General features: G+C 30.1%; 20 protein-coding genes. 2 read left to right on the forward strand and 18 right to left on the reverse strand.

Features of this window, described 5'->3' with window-relative positions:
- Positions 1–4: 4 nt before the first annotated feature.
- The 9 genes from L8W56_RS05375 to L8W56_RS05415 form a co-directional block, all read right to left on the reverse strand.
- Entirely contained in the window at positions 5–619 is a 615-nt protein-coding gene (locus L8W56_RS05375) for a thiamine phosphate synthase (RefSeq protein WP_263659641.1), read from the reverse strand.
- Positions 609–1,742: a 2-iminoacetate synthase ThiH gene (thiH, locus tag L8W56_RS05380; protein ID WP_263659642.1), complete on the reverse strand. Its 1,134-nt coding sequence runs from the start codon at positions 1,740–1,742 to the stop codon at positions 609–611. Before thiH ends, L8W56_RS05375 begins: the two co-directional genes overlap by 11 nt.
- A 1-nt stretch (position 1,743) precedes the next feature.
- Positions 1,744–2,502, reverse strand: coding sequence for a thiazole synthase (locus L8W56_RS05385; RefSeq protein ID WP_263659643.1), 759 nt, complete (start codon positions 2,500–2,502; stop codon positions 1,744–1,746).
- Positions 2,502–3,302 (reverse strand): thiamine biosynthesis protein ThiF, encoded by an 801-nt coding sequence (thiF, locus tag L8W56_RS05390; protein WP_263659644.1) that lies wholly within the window; start codon positions 3,300–3,302, stop codon positions 2,502–2,504. Before thiF ends, L8W56_RS05385 begins: the two co-directional genes overlap by 1 nt.
- Positions 3,299–3,490: a sulfur carrier protein ThiS gene (gene thiS / locus L8W56_RS05395; protein WP_066006795.1), complete on the reverse strand. Its 192-nt coding sequence runs from the start codon at positions 3,488–3,490 to the stop codon at positions 3,299–3,301. The genes thiF and thiS overlap by 4 nt, the downstream gene beginning before the upstream one ends.
- Before the next feature lie 31 nt (positions 3,491–3,521).
- The gene (locus L8W56_RS05400) at positions 3,522–4,280 is read right to left on the reverse strand and encodes a CAAX protease (protein ID WP_263659645.1); all 759 of its coding nucleotides are present in this window, start codon (positions 4,278–4,280) and stop codon (positions 3,522–3,524) included.
- 133 nt (positions 4,281–4,413) lie between these two features.
- Positions 4,414–5,514, reverse strand: coding sequence for a succinyl-diaminopimelate desuccinylase (gene dapE / locus L8W56_RS05405; RefSeq protein ID WP_263659646.1), 1,101 nt, complete (start codon positions 5,512–5,514; stop codon positions 4,414–4,416).
- A 3-nt stretch (positions 5,515–5,517) separates the two neighbouring features.
- Complete coding sequence (locus L8W56_RS05410) at positions 5,518–6,111, reverse strand: LysE family translocator (protein ID WP_263659647.1); 594 nt, start codon at positions 6,109–6,111, stop codon at positions 5,518–5,520.
- A complete protein-coding gene (locus tag L8W56_RS05415; RefSeq protein ID WP_263659648.1) occupies positions 6,105–6,803 on the reverse strand; it encodes an SIR2 family NAD-dependent protein deacylase in 699 nt (232 codons plus the stop codon). Before L8W56_RS05415 ends, L8W56_RS05410 begins: the two co-directional genes overlap by 7 nt.
- A gap of 94 nt (positions 6,804–6,897) precedes the next feature.
- On the opposite strand from L8W56_RS05415, the gene L8W56_RS05420 reads away from it, so the two are divergent.
- Together L8W56_RS05420 and L8W56_RS05425 are read left to right on the forward strand one after the other, a co-directional pair.
- Positions 6,898–7,827 carry a polysaccharide deacetylase family protein gene (locus L8W56_RS05420; protein WP_263659649.1) on the forward strand — a complete coding sequence of 310 codons (930 nt, stop codon included), beginning with the start codon at positions 6,898–6,900 and terminating at the stop codon, positions 7,825–7,827.
- Positions 7,793–8,806 carry a hypothetical protein gene (locus tag L8W56_RS05425; protein WP_263659650.1) on the forward strand — a complete coding sequence of 338 codons (1,014 nt, stop codon included), beginning with the start codon at positions 7,793–7,795 and terminating at the stop codon, positions 8,804–8,806. Before L8W56_RS05420 ends, L8W56_RS05425 begins: the two co-directional genes overlap by 35 nt.
- Here L8W56_RS05425 and L8W56_RS05430 read toward each other — a convergent pair.
- The 9 genes from L8W56_RS05430 to gatA all read right to left on the reverse strand — a co-directional run bounded on the left by L8W56_RS05430 (position 8,801) and on the right by gatA (position 18,507).
- On the reverse strand, positions 8,801–10,999 hold the full coding sequence (locus L8W56_RS05430) for an endonuclease MutS2 (RefSeq protein WP_263659651.1): 2,199 nt from the start codon (positions 10,997–10,999) through the stop codon (positions 8,801–8,803). The two genes, L8W56_RS05425 and L8W56_RS05430, sit on opposite strands and share 6 nt — an antisense overlap.
- Positions 10,999–11,346: a hypothetical protein gene (locus tag L8W56_RS05435; RefSeq protein ID WP_220567306.1), complete on the reverse strand. Its 348-nt coding sequence runs from the start codon at positions 11,344–11,346 to the stop codon at positions 10,999–11,001. The genes L8W56_RS05430 and L8W56_RS05435 overlap by 1 nt, the downstream gene beginning before the upstream one ends.
- Positions 11,339–12,631 carry a UDP-N-acetylmuramate--L-alanine ligase gene (murC, locus tag L8W56_RS05440; protein ID WP_263659652.1) on the reverse strand — a complete coding sequence of 431 codons (1,293 nt, stop codon included), beginning with the start codon at positions 12,629–12,631 and terminating at the stop codon, positions 11,339–11,341. Before murC ends, L8W56_RS05435 begins: the two co-directional genes overlap by 8 nt.
- A gap of 88 nt (positions 12,632–12,719) precedes the next feature.
- Entirely contained in the window at positions 12,720–14,243 is a 1,524-nt protein-coding gene (locus L8W56_RS05445) for an LTA synthase family protein (RefSeq protein ID WP_263659653.1), read from the reverse strand.
- A 190-nt stretch (positions 14,244–14,433) separates the two neighbouring features.
- Positions 14,434–14,691: a hypothetical protein gene (locus L8W56_RS05450; protein WP_220567308.1), complete on the reverse strand. Its 258-nt coding sequence runs from the start codon at positions 14,689–14,691 to the stop codon at positions 14,434–14,436.
- 35 nt (positions 14,692–14,726) lie between these two features.
- Complete coding sequence (locus tag L8W56_RS05455; protein ID WP_263659654.1) at positions 14,727–15,515, reverse strand: carbon-nitrogen hydrolase family protein; 789 nt, start codon at positions 15,513–15,515, stop codon at positions 14,727–14,729.
- Positions 15,508–15,681, reverse strand: a complete 174-nt coding sequence (gene xseB / locus L8W56_RS05460) for an exodeoxyribonuclease VII small subunit (protein ID WP_039628709.1) — start codon at positions 15,679–15,681, stop codon at positions 15,508–15,510. Before xseB ends, L8W56_RS05455 begins: the two co-directional genes overlap by 8 nt.
- Positions 15,681–17,132: an IMP dehydrogenase gene (gene guaB / locus L8W56_RS05465; protein ID WP_263659655.1), complete on the reverse strand. Its 1,452-nt coding sequence runs from the start codon at positions 17,130–17,132 to the stop codon at positions 15,681–15,683. The genes xseB and guaB overlap by 1 nt, the downstream gene beginning before the upstream one ends.
- Before the next feature lie 10 nt (positions 17,133–17,142).
- Entirely contained in the window at positions 17,143–18,507 is a 1,365-nt protein-coding gene (gene gatA / locus L8W56_RS05470) for an Asp-tRNA(Asn)/Glu-tRNA(Gln) amidotransferase subunit GatA (RefSeq protein ID WP_263659656.1), read from the reverse strand.
- Positions 18,508–18,555 lie beyond the last annotated feature (48 nt).

Raw genomic sequence — 18,555 nt, forward strand, 5'->3', positions numbered from 1 at the left:
TCTTTTAGTCCTTTTGGACTAAAAGATCTTTACACTTTAAAACATAGTTTTTTACATCTTTACTTTTATACAAAGCTTCTCTTATACATACGCCTGCTAAATTTAAATCTTTTAAGTGATTTATAGTTTGGATATTTATCCCACCTATGGCATAAATGGGTATTTTTGAAACTTCTAACAAATCTTTTAAATTTTTTATACCCTTTGGTGTTAAATCAGCCTTACATGAGCTTTCAAATACATGTCCGAAAAAAGTATGATTTACTTTAAACTTATAAGCTAAATCTAATTCTTCTTTAGAATGGACAGAAGTACCCAAAAGCTCAAATTTTTTATAACTTTGTGGGTAATTTTGTAAAATTATTAAGGGAGCATGAAAAAATTGATGATTTAATTTTAAACAAGCTTCATAATGATAATGCAAAAAGCAAATTTTTTGAGTTTTATTAAAAATTTTTAATACTTCTTTGGCTAATTTAGTATATTCTAACTCATCCAAATGTTTTTCTCTAAGCACTAAAGCATCAATACTACTTTGACTTAGTTTTTCAATAAAATTTAAAAAATCTCCTTGGGTATTTTGACTATCGCTAATAGCAATGATTTTTTTATCCCACATAAATACTATCGCTCATTATAGCTTGCAAATTTGCATTTTTTAACATAGCTAAAACCTCATCAACACTACGCATATCACTAATTTGAAACTGATCATCACCTTTTTTATTACCTTGGTGCTCACCTACCCCCACGCTTACACCTGCACTCATTTTAGTAGCTCCAAGTTTAATAACCCCGTCTCTAAATCCTGCTCTTTCACGCGTAGAAATCGTAATACTTGCAAAAGGTAAAAATAATCTATAAGCACATAAAACCTGCAAAAGCCTTGTTTCGCTTACATCTTTTGGATGAATTTTTTTATTATTGATAATAGGTCTTAATCTAGGGATGGATAAAGCTATTTCAGCATGAGGGTGTTTTTGCTGTAAAAAATACGCATGTAAAGCCGTAGCAAAAGCATCTTTTCTAAAATCATCCACGCCAAGTAAAGTTCCAAAAGCAACCCCTCTCATACCTGCTTTTAACGCTCGCTCTTGTGCATGAAAACGATACTCAAATACACTTTTTTCACCTTCAATATGAATTTTAGAATAAGTTTTTTGATTATAAGTTTCTTGATAAACACTTACATATTCACAACCCTTTTCATGAAGCAATGTATACTCATCTACATTCATAGGATAAACTTCAATTCCAACAACCTTAAAATACTCTTTTGCTATCTCACAAGCTTTGGCAAGATATTCTACGCTAGCATATTCCCTGCCCTCACCTGTTAAGAGTAAAATTTCTTCCAAGCCGCTTTTTTTAATCTCTTGCATTTCTTTGTGAATTTCAGCCTCATTTAGCTTAGCTCTTTTAATGTTATTTCCTTTTTGAAACCCACAATAAGTGCATTTGCTATTGCAAAAATTAGAAAGATATAAAGGTGTAAAAAGCGAAATGGAATTTCCAAAATATTTTTGAGTAATCTTGCTTGATTTTTGTGCTAAATCTTCTATAAAATCTTCTGCTGCGCTTGAAAGCAAAGCTTTCAAATCTTCTATGTTAAGATAATCTTTAACTAAAGCTTGTTTTACATCAAAAGCGCTAAATTTACTTTCATCAAAAATTTCAACTTCTTTTAAAACCTTGGTTAAAATTTCACTTTCAATACTTTGCATATGAGGATATTTTTGCATTTTAATCTCTTAAAAAACCACTCAAAGGCGAGCTTGCACTTGGCATGCTTTCATTTGCTATACCTGCTAAATACGCATTATGTCCTGCCTCTATAGCCAAAGCAAAAGCCTTTGCCATTTTTGCTACATCTTTAGCTTGAGCTATGGCGGTATTTGCCATCACTGCACTTACTCCCATTTGCATGGCTTCACAAGCTTGTGCTGGATTTCCTATACCTGCATCTACTATAATAGGTAAGCTAATTTCATTAAGTAAAATTTGTATAAATTCTTTAGTTTTTAAGCCTTTATTGCTTCCTATAGGAGCTCCAAGAGGCATTATAGCAGCAGCTCCCGCATTAGCCATAGCACGCGCTGCATATAAATCAGGATACATATAAACTAAAGGTGTAAAACCCTCACTTGCTAAAAGTTCTACTGCTTTTATACTTTCATAATTATCCGGTAATAAATATTTACTATCGCTAATTACTTCGACCTTAATCATATCTCCACAACCAAGCTCTCTTGCAAGTCTTGCTATACGCAATGCCTCATTAGCATTTCTTGCACCTGAAGTATTTGGTAAAAGCTTAATATGCTTTGGAATAAAATCAAGTATATTTTCTATACCTTTATCATTTACCCTACGCAAAGCTAAGGTGATAATCTCAACTTTTGCTTCTTCAATGGCTGATTTTATAAGCTCAAAAGAAAATTTCCCAGAACCTAAAATAAACCTGGAATTAAACTCATATTTTCCTATTTTTAATTTTTCCATTACTCGCTCGCTAAAAGTTCTAAAACTAAATTTGCTTGATGTCCTGCACAAATATTTACACGCGGTGCCATAAGTCCATTGCCTACCTTTGCCTCGTTTTTTAAATCACCACAAACATAAAAGTTTTTTGCAATTTTTCTTGTTTGTATGCTGTTGCTATCGCCATATCCTGCTAAGCCAGAAGCACAAATTAATGTTTTTTGAGGATAGTATTGGTGAAAATTTTGCGCTAAAAGGGCTTTGTATTTTGCACTATCAAAGGCTTCACAAACTATATCATCATCTGCAAAAAGTTTGGCTATATTTTCTTTTTCTATTTTTAAAACTTGTGCAAATACTTCTATAAAAGGATTAATTTTAGCGATTTGATCTTTTAAAGCTTCAGCCTTAAATTTACCTAAATCTTCCACCATATAAGCTTGACGGTTAAGATTACTTGGCTCAACCACATCAAAATCAATCAAATGAAGCCTACCAATCCCGCTTCTTGCTAAATTTATAGCTATATGCGAACCAAGTCCACCAAGTCCACACACTGCCACACTTGCCTTTTTAAGCTTATCATGAAGTTTTGGAGTATGTCTTGCCCTCATCATCGCATCAAGAGCTTCATATGGTGGTAAAGTATTTTTTTCTATACAAAAAAGCTCATCATTTTCTTTTAGCTCCAAACTTTCTTTTGTTGCAAAACCATTGACTATCCATACATCATTTTCATTTTTACTCACACTTTGAAAAAATTCCAAAGTGTTTTTAAAATGCGTGTCTATCATACTACCATTAAATTTAATTCTCATCAACCACCACCTACAAAAGTAACAATCTCTACTTTATCATTTTCTTTTAAAATCAAATTTTCAAATTTATCCCTTGGGATAATTTCTCCGTTTAATTCTAAGGCAATAAATTCTATTTTTAATTGCTTTTCTTTAACATAATCCATAAATCTAAGCTCTTTTAACTCAAGCTTTTGCCCATTGATAATCATTTAAAACCTTTATTTATTTTACTTAAAATACTTACTCGCTTGCATTATTATAATTAAATCTTAAAATAATAGCTTCTTTTATCTCTCCAATATCAATAGCATCTTCTAAATTATAACCAAATCTCAAAAGTAAAATTTCCAAATCTTTTTTAAATTTTATTTTTGTAGGTTTATTATGATAGGTCTCATTTCTAGCTTTTCTTATTTGGCTTAGTTTTGTTTTAAGATGTTCTTTGGTGCCAAAACTTGGTAAGACTTGATTTTTATATATTTTTTTATCTTTAAATATATAAGCAAATTCACTCCAATGATCTATTAATATCTCTTCTAAATCAATCAGACAAAAATCATCAAAAATTTGCCAAGTGCTATTATATTCATCTATTTTTCGACATCTCTTTTTAACTTTTTTTAAAAGATTTTTCAAAGCAGGATTAAAAACTTCTTCATTAGATTTAAACCAATCATCATCTAACTTATTATACAAATTTGCTATTTTTACTGCTAAAGTACTTCTTAGAGCATTTTCATAACATTGTAAAAGTAAAAAATTTGCTTGATGATTTTTGCGTCTTTTGGAATAAATTTTCATAATTAGCTCAAACAAATCTTCGCATTTTTGATTTTTTTCTAAAATCTTTTGTGCTTCTTTGCAAGCTCCCCACAAATATCCAAAATGCAAAACATTGATCCCTTTTATCATTCTAAATTTAAAATCACATTTTAATTTAAAATCGATAAATAGCTTTTCTATTTTTTCATAGCTACTTACATCAAGCTCAAAAGACATTTTACTTCCTATTAACTCCATTTTAAAAAATTAATGATATAATTTTAGAAGTTTAGAGGGCTAACTTGCCGGTAGCTGCAAGGTACTCTTAAATGAGAGGCTACTCTAAATTCCTATTGCATCCATGCTTTTCCTAGTTAAAATTCTCTAATAAATCTTTAAAAACTAAATACAATTTTTCAAGCTCTTCTATACTCACTCTTTCATCAATTGCATGAATTCTATCATTGCACACGCCAAATTCTACCACCTTCACGCCAAACTCAGCAAAATATCTCGCATCACTTGTACCACCTTTGGTGTTAAGTTCTGGCACTACTTGAGTGATTTTTTGTACACTCTCATTTAGCTTTTGTACGATTTTAGAGCCACTTTGTGTTAAAAAAGGCTTTGAACTTTGATTTATGCTCAACTCATAATCAAGCCCTTCACAAGTCTTTTCTACATAAGCTTTTACATCTTCTAAGCTAGTTTGTGGAGAATTTCTTACATTAAACATCAATTTTAAATCATTTGGGGTTACATTACACACTTCCATACCACCGCGTATATCAGTAATAACGATTTTAGATGGTGCAAATACCTCATCGCCTGGATCAAGATCAAAACCTGCTAAAAATTTCAAAGCAAAAGCAAAATTATGCACAGGATTAATGCATTTTTGCGGGTATGCCACATGGCCTTGCTTACCTTTGATGAGTAATTTTACATTGATAGAACCACGACGCCCTATTTTAATACTATCTCCAAATTTTTTATCACAGGTTGGCTCAGCAACCACAGCAAAATCAGGTAGCATATCTTTTTCTTGCATAAATTTAAGCACTTCAAGCGTGCCAAATTTAGCCTCGCCTTCTTCATCGCTTGTTAAAATCAGTGAAATTCTTCCTTTGAAATTTTCTACCTCCTTAACTGCACACATAAAAGCAGCCACGCCACTTTTCATATCTTGTGCGCCTCTTGCATAAATAAATCCATCTTTTTCTAAAGGCTCAAAAGGATCACTGCTCCAACCCTCTCCTGCAGGCACTACATCTACATGCCCGCCAAAAGCTAAATGCTCGCCATCATCACTAAATTTTTTAGTCAGCAAAAGATTTTTCACACCTTCTTTTTCTATAAAAAAAGCTTCAAAATCACTTAATTCCACTGCAATATAATTTAATGCTCCATCATCATCTGGGGTGATGGATTTAAATTTGCTCAATTCTTTAAAAATTTCAACTACTTGCATGTTCTATCCTATAAAAGCTTTATACAGCATAGAAAGAGCAAAATACTCTAAAATAAATGCTGAAAAAAGATTAATGTAAAATATATGTTTGTTTTTCACAAGGGCTTTAAATTTAGACACAAAAAACGATAGAGTAAAAATCCAAAACACAATAAAACCAACCAAACCAAAAAGCAAAGCAAAAGAGTTTTTACTCTGCATGCTAAGCCCCGCTACACTCACCCAAAAGCCTATAACATAAGGATTTGTAACATTTAAGAAAAATCCTTTGCTAAAACCTTTTAAAGGATGTGTTTTATTTACCTTGTTAAGATCGACTTTTCTTGTTTTTCTTAGCATTAAGAATACCATAAAACTCAAAAAGAAAAAGCCAAAAACCGCTAGTATTTTATAAAAAAATTCATTATTTGCAAAGCTTAAAAGCCCAAGATTAATCAAAATCAAAAAAAATATATCAGCACTTAAAGCACCGAGCCCAACGCAAAAAGCATTTTTAAAAGAAGACAAAGCAGTATTTAAGATCAAAATATTCACAGGTCCAAAAGGCACAGACACACCCATACCTAAAACTATGCCTTGTAAGATTACTTCTAACATTTTGCTTCCAAGAAATTTTCTATATCGGTTTTGATTTTATCAATGGCTGTGCAAACATCTTCTATATAAACTTTAGTAAAATTACTTTCTAAATATTTATCCTCATCAAGATTGTTTAATATACTTTGCTTACATACTCTTGCATACTCTCCCACGGGTAAAACCTGCCCACTTGTGCCTATACATACAAATAAATCGCAATTTTGTAATTTTTCATATAAAATTTTATAATTTGGCGCCATTTCTTCAAACATCACGATATTGTGTCTTATACTTTTGCTTTGACATTTAGGACAAATTTTATCATCACTACTTTCATAGCCTATGTTAAAAATATTTTCACACTCTAAACACCAAAGCTCAGGTAAAAAACCATGCAAATGCACCACTTCTTCACAACCTGCTCGCTCTAATAAATCATCTATATTTTGCGTTAAAATGCTAATTTGTTTTGGAAATTTTTGTTTTAATAAAGCGATGATTTCATGTGCGTGATTTGGCTTAACACTAGCTAACTCTTTTCTTCTTTTATTATAAAATTCCAAAACTTTTTTAGGATTTTTTCTAAAGCCAGTTGCTGAGCAAACTTCCATCACATCATGCTCTTCCCAAAGCCCACCACTAGCTCTAAAAGTCTTTATACCACTTGGAGCAGACAAGCCTGCCCCGCTTAAAATCATCACTTGTTTCATTATTAAACCTTGTTTAAAAGAGTAACAAAAAAATATTAAATTTAAGTTTTATTTTTTAAAGATAGCTTTGATATAATATCCAAAAAGGATAATTATGAAAATAATAATGTATCACTACATAAGAGAAAAAGTAAAAAAAATACCTAATTTTAGATATTTACATATTGAAAATTTTAAAAAACAATTAGATTTTTTTGAAAAAGAATTTGGATTTGTAAACCTTGAAGAATTTTTATTTTTAAAAGAAAATCCATTATTTTGTAATAAATTAAAAAACAAAATTCTATTAACCTTTGATGATGGACTTAAAGATCATTATAATTATGTCTTTAACGAACTTACAAAAAGAAAGCTTTTTGGTATATTTTTTGTTCCTACTCGTATATTTAAACAGAAAAAAGCACTAGATGTTCATAGAATACATTATTTACTTGGAAAAATGGGGGGGGGGATTTTATTAAACACTGCCTATAATATTATAAAACCAAGCATGTTAAAAAGATCTTCTTTAAAACTTTTTAAAAACTATTATCAAGAATTGGATGATGATAAAAGTACAAAAGACTTTAAACTCTTATTTAATTATTTTATAAAACCAGAATATAAAGAAAAAATTTTAGATCAAGTTATTACAAATTTTTGGAATGATGATGAAATTTTTGATAATTTATATTTAAGTAAAAATGAATTGAAAACAATGAGTGATAATGGTATGTTGATAGCTAGCCATAGCTTTACCCATTTAAGCTTTAAAACATTGAACATATATAACCAAAAATATGAGCTAAAATCCTCTATAAATTTTTTAAACTCTTTTATAAAACCACCAATACAAATATTTTCTTATCCCTATGGAGAAAGCACCTCTTATGCAAAAAGATGGCTTAAAAAATATAATTTTGATTTTGCTTTTAGCTCCATACCTTCAAAAGATATTAACTACAAAGACTTAATTAATAATCCTTTTGCTCTTCATAGGTATGATTGCAATGAGTTTATATATGGAAAGGCTAACTATGGTTGAAATCCGTTTTGCAAAATTAGAAGAAGCAAACAAAATAATGGAATTTATAAAAAATCATTGGAATAAAAATCATGTATTTGCCTATAATAAAGAAGTGCTTGATTTTCAGTATTTAGATAAATACAATCAAAGGTATAATATTGTTTTGGGATTAGAAGATAATATTATTCAATCTATATTAGGCTTTACCTTACTTAGTCAATATGATAATAAACTCGAAGCCAACAAAGATTTATGGTTTGGAATTTGGAAAAGCATTAAACCTACATTTGGATTAGTATTAATTAAATTTCTACTAGAAACTTTAACACCAAAATCAATTGGAAATGCTGGATTATCAGAGTATGGTATAAAATATTATAAACTTTTTTTATATGATAAAATAGAACCACTTAAGCATTTTTATATTAAAAATGATAAAAAAAATATTTTTTATATGGCTGATTTTGCAAATTCTCCATCGATATGTAACTTAAAAAATATTAATTTTACATATAAAATTTTAAATGCAGAAGAATTCATAAAATCAAATATTAAATTTAATTTTATACCTTATAAATCCAAAAAATACTTTATAAACAGATACTACAACAACCCTTTTTACAAATATCAATTTTTGGGAATATTTGAAAAATCTACACTAAAATGTATTTTTGTTACAAGAGAAATAAAAATACTTCAAGCAAAATGCATTAGAATAGTTGATTTTATAGGTAATTTTACAGAAAATATTTATAGTCTTTTTCAAGAATTTTTAATACAAAATGATTATGAATATATTGATTTTCTTTGCTATATTAACGATTTTTCAAAAATTACAAATATGGGATTTATAGAAAAAAATAAAGAAGTGATTACAAATTATTTTGAACCTTTTATTAAAGAAAATCAAGATATCTATTTTGCATATAAATGTAATAATAAAAACTATGCATTTTTTAAAGGTGATAGTGATCAAGATAGGATTAATAAATTATAATTTAACCACCTTAGCACCAAAACCACCTTGATTAATCGGAGCATCATTAAAGCTTTTTACACTTTTGTGGGCTTTTAAAAACTCTTTTACCGCAAAAGCTAGTTTTCCTGTGCCTATACCATGATAAACTATCACCTCATCAAAACCCACTATCAAAGCATCAGAGATAAATTTATCTAATCTTTCAAGCGCCTCATCACTTCTTAAGCCGTGTAAATCTAAAGTCATATTTAAAGCACTTGGACGGGTTATATTGACACTTGATTTTACCTTTTGTGTAGGGTTTTGATTGCTTTTTTTAAGAAGCTTTAATGGCACACGCAAACTCAAACCATCGCTTTGAATCATCGCATCGTTTTTTGAAATTGCAGTGATTTTACCTTTGATTTTTTCATATTTTACAAAATCCCCAACTCTAAGTTCTTCATTTTGCTCCATACTTGGTAAAACAATACTTTTTTTAAGTTCATTGGCTTTGTTTAAACTTCTTTGTTTTTCTTTAATATCTTTTAGATTTATCGTTTTTTTAGCTTCTTCTATGGCTTTGTGATATTTAAATTCTAAATTAGAAATAAGCTTTTTAAATTCTTGCTCATTTTTTTCTTTTTGATCTTTAAGTGAAAGTAAAATTTCATCTACCTTAGCTTCTTTTTTCTCAAGCTCTTCATTTTTCTTGCGTAAAGAAAGTTCAAGATTGATGTTTTTACTTACCATTTCTTCTAAATTTTCTTTATCTTCTCCATAAAGCTTTTTAGCATTTTGCACTAAATTTGCACTTATGCCATATCTTAAAGCCGTTTCAAATGCATAAGATTTACCTATAGTGCCTTTTAAAAACTCATATTTTGGACGTGATAATTCCTCATCATACAAAGCAGCGATAAGTTCTACTTGTGAATTTTTAGCCAAAAGCATAGCAAGGCGTTTATGGTGGGTTGTAATGATGATTTTATTATCTTGTTCTAAAAGCTTAGAAATAAGCTCAGTATATAAACACGCAGCTTCTTCAAAATCTGTTCCAAGCTCTATCTCATCAACCCCTAATAAAACATTTTTCTTACCTAAAAGCTTAGAAAAATGCAACATTCTTCCTGCAAAAGTAGAAATATCATTTTTTACATTTTGTGGATCTTCTAAAATCACATCAAATTCTTTGAAATTGCCTATTTGGCTTTTTTGTGCGTTAATTTTCATAGGAAGTAAATGCTTTGCAAGTAAAGCTGCGCTTAAAATTCCTTTTAAAAGCATAGACTTACCACCTGCATTTACACCTGTGATGATTAAAACTTTTTTATTAAATTCTATATTAACACTTTTTGCATTTTTTAAAGCCGGATGTGCGAAGTTATATAAGCTTAAATTATTAGAGCTATCAGCTAAAACAAACTCATAATCATGTTTTTTAGCCATCAAAACTCTAGCGCTATAATGGTCAAATAAATCAAAAGCATTATTGATAAATTTCAAAAACATCAAATTTTTATAAAAAATCAAGCTGATTTTTTTAGCATACTCATAAAAAATTTCTTCTTTAGCATCTTTGATTTCATCTATTTGACTTTGGATTTTTTCTACGCTTAAAGGCACCACATAAAACCCACCGCCACTACTTCTACCTATGATTTTTGCTTTTAAGACATGATTAAACCCACCGCGTAAAAGCAAGGCCTCCATACCATTGATAAGATGGATTTGCGTATCAATCAAATATACACTAAGATTTTTAGTATAGGTGAGTTTTTTAAACTCAGCTACCAAGCTTTCTTTTTTTATCTTTAGAGCTAAATTTAGATTAACAAGTCTTTCATCAACACTTTCTTTAATCTCACCCTTTTCATCAAAATACTCAAAAAGCTCTAAAATAGCCTGTGGAATTTCTATTTTTAAAAGCCATTCTTTTAAACTTTCTTCAAATTTTAAACCCTTTAAGTATCTAAAATACATACAGATTTTAATAAATTCAAAGCTTTGACTTAAATGTAAAATTCCTTGCTTGCTAAGATGAGTTAAAGCACTATTTAGCCCTTCTATCATAGGTGGAGGATTAAAATCAATCAGTGAAAGCTCATTGATTCTTTTATAATGAAGCTTACTATCACCTTGTAAAAAAATTTCTTTATCTCTTGCAAAAAGCCCCCTAAAGTCTTCTATATAGCCATCTAAATCTAGCTTTTTAAAAAATTGCTCTTGCATTATTTATCTACCTTGCAATCTTTTATATCAAAAACATAGGCTTTAAATTGTTTATTTTTACCATTTGAAATAAAACTTTGCGTTCCATGTTCAAAGTTAAAATACTCTTTAGTGACATTAATATCTTTGCAAATTAGACTTTGTCCTTGTAAGAATGCATTGAGCGTTTCTTTTTTTAAAATACCACTTCTTGTGGCACTTAACTCAAATTTAATCGCAAAAGCAATCATCAAAATCAACACTAAAATCAAAAGATAATTGCTAATCTTGCCTATTTTTTTACGTAAAAAAACAAAAAAAAGTAAAATCGCAAAAAAAGCTAGGACATATAAAAAAATCTTAAACATACTTGCCCCTGAGCTTTGTGCTTATATCTCCTGCACCAAAACCAATTACCAAGCCATTTTCAATCAACTCATCATCAAGATAAATAGCACTTTCTTCTCTTTTGATTTCTTTTATAAATTTAGCTTTTGGAAAGTATTTTTGCATATTAATCTCTATTTTAGCTTCTCCTGCTGCATACACAGGTAAAATATAAAGCTCATCAACATTTGCTAAAACCTCGCTAAAATACTCTATATTTGCACTTAAACGCGTGTAGCGGTGAGGCTCAAAAATAGCTATGATTTTTTTATATCCAGCTAGCCTTGCATACTCACTTGCTGCTTTAAGTGTTGTTTTGATTTCTGTTGGATGGTGTCCATAATCATCAATCAAAGCCATATTTTCATTTGCAAACAAAATATCAAATCTTTTTTTAATCCCTTGATATTTTAAAAGCTTAGTTTTTAGCTCTTCTATATTTATAAATTCACTCGCAGCCAAAATAGCCAAAGCAGCGTCCATCGCCACATGCTCACCCATACCAAAAACGCTAAATTCGCCTAAATCTTTAAGCGTAAAATAGGTTTTTGGCTTAAAATTTTCCACTTTCATATAAATATTTGTGATATCTTTGCTTGGGTAAAGCTTTTTTGCATTATTTAAATTTAAACTTGACAAAAACTCATCTTCAGCATTAATCACTTGAATTTTAGACAAACGCAAAAAGTCTTCATAAGCTTTGTATAATTTTGAAAGATCATTTCCATAATGATCTAAATGTTCTGCTTCAACATTAGTCACTATAGCTAAATAAGGATTTGAGTTCAAAAAAGAACTGTCACTCTCATCAGCTTCAAAAATAAGATTTTCGCTTTCTTTATAAAGCATATTGGTGCCACTTTCTTTTAGCACTGCACCAATAATAACAGAAGCTTCTATCAAGCTTGCTAAAATGCTTGAAGTCGTGCTTTTACCATGAGCTCCCGCAACCGCAAAAACTCTTTTGTCTTTTAAAATCATAGGCAGGGCTTCTTTTCTTGAAAGCGTTGTGATGTTTTGTTTTTTTGCACTGATTAATTCCTCATTATCTTCTTTGATAGCAGCTGAATACACCACTAAATCCACATCTTTGACATTGTCTTTATGATGAGGAATTTTTATATTTATACCTTCTTTTTCTAATTCTTTTGTGATTTTACTTTCTTTGATATCAGAACCACTAATCTTAAAGTCTTGTTCTTTTAAAAATCTCGCCAAAGCTGAAATTCCAATACCGCCTATACCTATAAAATGAATTTTTTGCATTCTTGCCTCAAATTTTTTGAAAATTTAAGGCAAAATTCTATCATTTGTTTACTAAAAATAAAATATAAAAAGCCCTTAGAGATAAAATCTACTCGCTATTATTTGATGTTTTGAGATTGACTAGTCTATAATTTAATTGCTTTTGAAACAACTCTTTATAATTTTTTGAAAATTTTTTATGATATAAATCTAGCTCAAAAGCCTTATTTGTGTCTTTTATACTAGTATTATTTTCAAAATAATAACCATTATCTCCACTATACACTCCATTTTGATCAATCCAAACAAGCTCATTAAAACCAAATTCTAACTTTTCATTTTTTACAGGTGCTAACATATTTCTTCCTCCTAAACTTAAATATTTTGTATCACTAAGAGTAAGACTATAAAGTGTTGGAAAAATATCTTTATGCGAACCCACACGGCTTTTATCATAATAAATATCATTTTTCAAATACTTTGGAAGATATAAATAAAAAGGTACACTATAAGCAAAAGCTTTTTGGGATTTTATATCCATCTTAATATCTCTAAATCTATGATCACCTGTAGCAACAATAATAATATTTTCTCTCAAACTACTTTCTTTTATGCGATCTAAAAATTTTCCAAATTCATCATTTGCATACGCATAAGCATTTAAAGCACCTATAGAATCACTGATAATAAATTGACTTAATATTTTTTCATCTAAAGCGTTCTCATCGATAAGTTGTGTTCTGCTTTTATGTATATAAGGTCTATGAGTGGAAATACTAAGAGAAATAACAAGCGTAGGATTTTTAGCATTTTCAAATATAGAATATATTTTTTTATACATAAACTCATCAGCTATACCGTATTTATGTTTTGTTTTTCTAGCTTGTGGAAAATCTTGCATAAGTGCATTTTCATCTATAATTTCATCTACACCTTGATTTTTTAAATAATTTCCAAGATTATACCAAGAAGCATTACCGCTATAAACAAAAATTATTTTATACCCTGCATTTTTGTAAATTTGCAAAGGTGTAAAGGCTAATTTTTCTTTTTGATACAATCCGTTTGAAATAATATTTGGACTTAAAAAAAATAAACGATTAAAACTTTCTATAGTATTGTTTGCACTGGATAAAAATCTAGTAAAAATAACATCTTGTTCAAAATGTTTTTTTAAATTTCCCAAAAGATTAGTGTTTTCAGTGCTAAACTCAGCTAAATTTAAACCAAAACTTTCCATGATGTTAATATAAATATGATTTTTAGCATGACTTTGATGTGTCAAAGTAGTATCAAACATAGGAAAAAGTTTTTCTTCTAGTTGATTAAGCTGTTTTATATCTACACTTTTAAATTCTTGTTGATTTTTATACTCTTTATATGCCCAAGAAAAAGCCATCAAGGGATTTGTAGAAATTTCATTAAAAGCTTTTATAGTGCTAAATTCATAACTTGAAGCTCTTAGTGCATTATAAGTAAAATGTCCTCTTAATGCCACAACATAAGCATAAATTAGTAAAATGTTTAATAAAACAAAAAATACTAGCTTTAGCTTAATAGTCTCTAATTTTAAGCTAAGAATTTTAATATTAAGATAAAAACAAAATATACTAAAAATTATAGCTACTAGCAATGCTTTTATGATAGGATAATCAGAAAAGACTATAGATAATATTGCCTTAGTATCATCATCTTTTAAACCAAAAATAAAAATATCAATTTTGCTTGCATAAAGTTGAAAGTAATAATAATGTATAAACGCAGAAATTAAAACAACAAAAGCTATAAAAGCTACATAAAAACTAGAAAGATAAATATAAAATTTAGCGATTACCCCCCCCCGTAGCGTGATATTTTCTATCTTTAAAAACCAAACTTATATAAGAAAATAAACCACACAAAAATAGAGGTAAAAAAATGGCACTAAAGGTTCTCATATCATGACCTAGTCCATACACATATACCATTAAGCTATTTTCACTTTCATTAGTTAAATTTTTTATCATCAAAAACCTAACTAAAGCAAAAATTCCCATAAAAATAAAACTAAAAGAAAGAATTTGTAATAAAATTTTTCTCATTATACTCCTTTAATAATATTTTCTTGTTAAAAAGATTATTCTTCGTAATTTTTTATAAGCTTATCAAAACCCCATAAATTTCTAGCTTCATTTGCCTTACTAACTTCCACTACAAGCATTTCTTCTTGATCGCCAAGTTGCTCTTGCACTTCGCCAAAAGCATTAATAAAAAAGCTATCTCCATAAAATTTCCACTCATTTTCTTGCTTTAAATTACCTATACGATTAACCCTTAAAATGCTTGTTGAGTTTAAAAAGGCTCTTGTTTTTAAAAGTTCTAGCCATCTTTGATTACTTTCAAAGGTGCTAGCTGTGGGAATGATGACTAAGTCTATCTTTTTTTTCATGATCATTTGCCAAAAGATATCAAAATGTGCCTCAAAGCCAAAAAGCAAAGCACATTTTAAGCCCTCATGTGTGAAAGTAAAAAGTTTAAGCTTATCAGCTTTTTTATTGTTAAAAAATTTTTCTTCATTCCAGTGTGCATAAGGCATTAAAATTTGTTGCTCATACACTTTTACATTTTGTGGACCTACTTTTAAGCATAGTTTTTTTAAACCATCATTTTCAACACTTATGAAAGGTGCAATAATATTTAAATCATATTTTTTAGCAAGTTTTATCAAGCTTGCTTTTTTGCTTTGACTTTGTTCTTTGATCATGCTTTTTGGCATAGTTTTTAGCTCACTAAAAAAGCTATTTAAAACATACTCGCCCAAAACCACCAAATTCGCACCACTTTCCTTAGCAGCTTTTAGATAATAATCAAGCCTTGATTCACTCAAAGCCAAAGTGGGAAATTGTAAAGCTACAACACTACTCATCTACTTGCTCGATTTCCAATTTAGCATTTTCAAGCATAGTTCTTGCTTGCTTGATACTTTTTAAACCTTCTTTATAAATTTCTACGCAAGTTTTAAGGTCCAAATCTTTATCATTAAGTTTTTCCAAAGAAAGCTCGGCTTGTTTGATATGATCTTCAAATTCCATTAATTACTCACCTTATAATTTGGTGCTTCAGCAGTGATAGTTACATCATGCACATGGCTTTCTTTTAATCCTGCTGCTGTGATTTCTACAAATTCAGCTCTTTCTTGGAAAGCTTTGATATCTACTGCACCTACATAACCCATAGAAGATCTAAGCCCACCTAAAAGTTGATGTACTACACTTTTTATACTTCCTACATAAGGCACCCTACCTTCAATACCTTCAGGTACAAGTTTATCTTGAGCTGTACCTTCTTGGAAATATCTATCTGAACTACCTTTTTGCATAGCACCTAAGCTTCCCATGCCACGATAACTCTTATATTGTCTTCCTTGATAAGTAAATAACTCACCTGGACTCTCATCAGTTCCTGCCAAAAGTGAACCTATCATCACACTACTTGCTCCTGCTGCGATAGCTTTTGCAATATCGCCTGAGTATTTTATACCCCCATCAGCGATTACTGGCACGCTGTATTTACTCGCTTCTATTGCACATTCATCTATAGCTGAAATTTGAGGTACACCCACACCTGAAACAATGCGTGTGGTGCAAATACTACCAGGTCCTATACCTATCTTAACAGCGTCTGCACCTGCTTCACATAGATCTTTAACCGCTTTAGCACTTGCAACATTTCCTACTATCACATCTACATTAAATTCAGCCTTAATTGCTTTTAATGTATCAATAATCCCTTTAGAATGTCCATGCGCACTATCCATTACTATAACATCAACTTCAGCTTCTACTAAAGCCTTTACGCGATCAAGCTGACCCACACCCACGGCTGCAGCCACTCTTAATCTTCCATAGGCGTCTTTATTTGAATTTGGATATTCTTTGCGTTTTTTCAAATCTTTTATAGTGATTAAACCTTCTAAGCGATTATTTTCATCTACGATTGGAAGTTTTTCTACTTTATTAGTAGAGAAAATCCTTTCTGCATCATCTAAAGTAGAGCCTTTTTTAGCAGTGATTAAAGGCATTTTTGTCATTACATTTTCTACTAAATTATCAAAGTTAGTTTCAAATCTTAAATCGCGATTAGTTAAAATTCCTATTAAAATTTTATTCTCATCTACCACAGGAACGCCTGAAATTCTATATTCAGCCATGAGTTCTAGCGCTTCTTTAACACTTGCTTTAGGCCCTATATAAATAGGATCCATAATCACGCCACTTTCACTTTTTTTAACTCTTTTTATCTCTCTAACTTGTGAAGCTATGTCCATATTTTTATGGATTACCCCTATGCCACCAAGCCTTGCCATTATAATAGCTGCTCTATGTTCAGTAACTGTATCCATAGCAGCTGAAATCAAAGGCATATTTAAGGTGATATTTTTTGTAAGTCTTGTTTTAATATCTACTTCTTTAGGTAAAACCTCAGAATATTGAGGGACTAGTAAAACATCTTCAAAAGTCAAAGCGCGTTTTATGATTTTCATAATTTTTCCTTTATTTGTTTTTGATAATTTCTTCCAAGCTCAAAGCACCATCTAATAAAGTTTGCTCATCATAAGCTTTACATATAAGTTGAGCAGAAATACTAAGTCCATTTTCATTTTTTCCTACTGGCACACTAATGCCACCAAGTCCTGCTAAATTCACTGAAATAGTAAATACATCTTCTAAATACATTTGCACTGGAGTTTTTATATCGTTAAAACCAAAAGCAACGCTTGGAGCAACTGGCATAAAAATCAAATCACAATCGTTTAAAATTTCTTCATATTTTTGCTTGATAAATCTTCTAGCCTTTTGTGCTTTGATGTAGTATGCATCATAATAGCCACTACTTAAAACAAAGGTTCCTAGTAAAATTCTTCTTTTTACTTCCTCACCAAAACCTTCACTTCTGCTATTTACATACATTTGACTAAGATTGTCACATTTTTCACTTCTTCTACCATATCTTACACCATCATAACGGCTTAAATTTGCACTTGCTTCAGCTGCTGCTATGATATAATAAGCCGCAACATCAAATGTAGAATCCATTAAGTCTTTATAAACAATCTCATGGCCATTTGCTTTTAACATATCTATAGTTTTTAATAAGGCTTGTTTTACATCATCATTAGTTTGTTCTATATAGTTTTTAATCACAGCTATTTTTAGCTTTTTATTTGCATTTAGCTTTGGCGTAGTTGGTTCAAAAGCTATGTTTACACTTGTGCTATCTTTTTCATCATAGCCTGCAATAGCATCATATAAAATTGCAGCATCTTCAACATTTTGCGTTAAAACTCCTATTTGATCAAGGCTTGAAGAATACGCTGCTAAACCATACCTGCTAACTCTTCCATAACTTGGCTTAAACCCAACACAACCACAAAAAGCAGCAGGTTGCCTTACTGAACCACCTGTATCTGAACCCAAACTTGCTAAAGCTATCCCTGCAGCAACCGCAGCAGCACTCCCCCCACTACTTCCACCTGGAACTTTAGTATTATCAAGCGGATTTAAAGTCTTACCATAAAAAGAAGTTGCACTTGTACTTCCCATAGCAAACTCATCCATATTACATCTTCCAAATGGAGTAAAATTATTTTTGCGTAAATTTACAATAGCGCTTGCATCATAAGGAGCCACATAGCCTTGTAAAATTTTAGAGCCACAAGTTAATTCCCAATCTTTTACACTAATATTATCTTTTATAGCTACTGGTACGCCAGTACCTGAAGTGCTTAAGTCTTTATTTAAAAACTGCTCTACATAAGCACCTAAATGCTTTTGCTGATGTGCTTTTTCATTTAATTCTTTTTTTAGATTTTCTAATTCTTCATTTGAAAATTTCAAAGCTTCTTTTAAAGTTACCATTATTTATCCTTAAATTTTTTAACCAAATAAAACAAAAAAAGCGTGATA

Origin of the sequence: Campylobacter sp. IFREMER_LSEM_CL1085 (assembly GCF_025772235.1) — a bacterium.
GTDB classification, from domain to species: domain Bacteria; phylum Campylobacterota; class Campylobacteria; order Campylobacterales; family Campylobacteraceae; genus Campylobacter_D; species Campylobacter_D lari_D.

Excerpts from the sequence above, each read along its gene's own strand:
- murC (WP_263659652.1), bottom strand. The coding sequence starts at position 12,631 with ATGCAAAAAATTCATTTTATAGGTATAGGCGGTATTGGAATTTCAGCT.
- L8W56_RS05420 (WP_263659649.1), top strand. The coding sequence starts at position 6,898 with ATGAAAATAATAATGTATCACTACATAAGAGAAAAAGTAAAAAAAATA.
- L8W56_RS05400 (WP_263659645.1), bottom strand. The coding sequence starts at position 4,280 with ATGTCTTTTGAGCTTGATGTAAGTAGCTATGAAAAAATAGAAAAGCTA.
- gatA (WP_263659656.1), bottom strand. The coding sequence starts at position 18,507 with ATGGTAACTTTAAAAGAAGCTTTGAAATTTTCAAATGAAGAATTAGAA.
- L8W56_RS05410 (WP_263659647.1), bottom strand. The coding sequence starts at position 6,111 with ATGTTAGAAGTAATCTTACAAGGCATAGTTTTAGGTATGGGTGTGTCT.
- thiS (WP_066006795.1), bottom strand. The coding sequence starts at position 3,490 with ATGATTATCAATGGGCAAAAGCTTGAGTTAAAAGAGCTTAGATTTATG.
- guaB (WP_263659655.1), bottom strand. The coding sequence starts at position 17,132 with ATGAAAATCATAAAACGCGCTTTGACTTTTGAAGATGTTTTACTAGTC.
- L8W56_RS05385 (WP_263659643.1), bottom strand. The coding sequence starts at position 2,502 with ATGGAAAAATTAAAAATAGGAAAATATGAGTTTAATTCCAGGTTTATT.
- dapE (WP_263659646.1), bottom strand. The coding sequence starts at position 5,514 with ATGCAAGTAGTTGAAATTTTTAAAGAATTGAGCAAATTTAAATCCATC.
- L8W56_RS05430 (WP_263659651.1), bottom strand. The coding sequence starts at position 10,999 with ATGCAAGAGCAATTTTTTAAAAAGCTAGATTTAGATGGCTATATAGAA.
- L8W56_RS05415 (WP_263659648.1), bottom strand. The coding sequence starts at position 6,803 with ATGAAACAAGTGATGATTTTAAGCGGGGCAGGCTTGTCTGCTCCAAGT.
- L8W56_RS05435 (WP_220567306.1), bottom strand. The coding sequence starts at position 11,346 with ATGTTTAAGATTTTTTTATATGTCCTAGCTTTTTTTGCGATTTTACTT.
- L8W56_RS05375 (WP_263659641.1), bottom strand. The coding sequence starts at position 619 with ATGTGGGATAAAAAAATCATTGCTATTAGCGATAGTCAAAATACCCAA.
- L8W56_RS05425 (WP_263659650.1), top strand. The coding sequence starts at position 7,793 with ATGAGTTTATATATGGAAAGGCTAACTATGGTTGAAATCCGTTTTGCA.
- xseB (WP_039628709.1), bottom strand. The coding sequence starts at position 15,681 with ATGGAATTTGAAGATCATATCAAACAAGCCGAGCTTTCTTTGGAAAAA.
- L8W56_RS05455 (WP_263659654.1), bottom strand. The coding sequence starts at position 15,515 with ATGAGTAGTGTTGTAGCTTTACAATTTCCCACTTTGGCTTTGAGTGAA.
- L8W56_RS05450 (WP_220567308.1), bottom strand. The coding sequence starts at position 14,691 with ATGAGAAAAATTTTATTACAAATTCTTTCTTTTAGTTTTATTTTTATG.
- thiH (WP_263659642.1), bottom strand. The coding sequence starts at position 1,742 with ATGCAAAAATATCCTCATATGCAAAGTATTGAAAGTGAAATTTTAACC.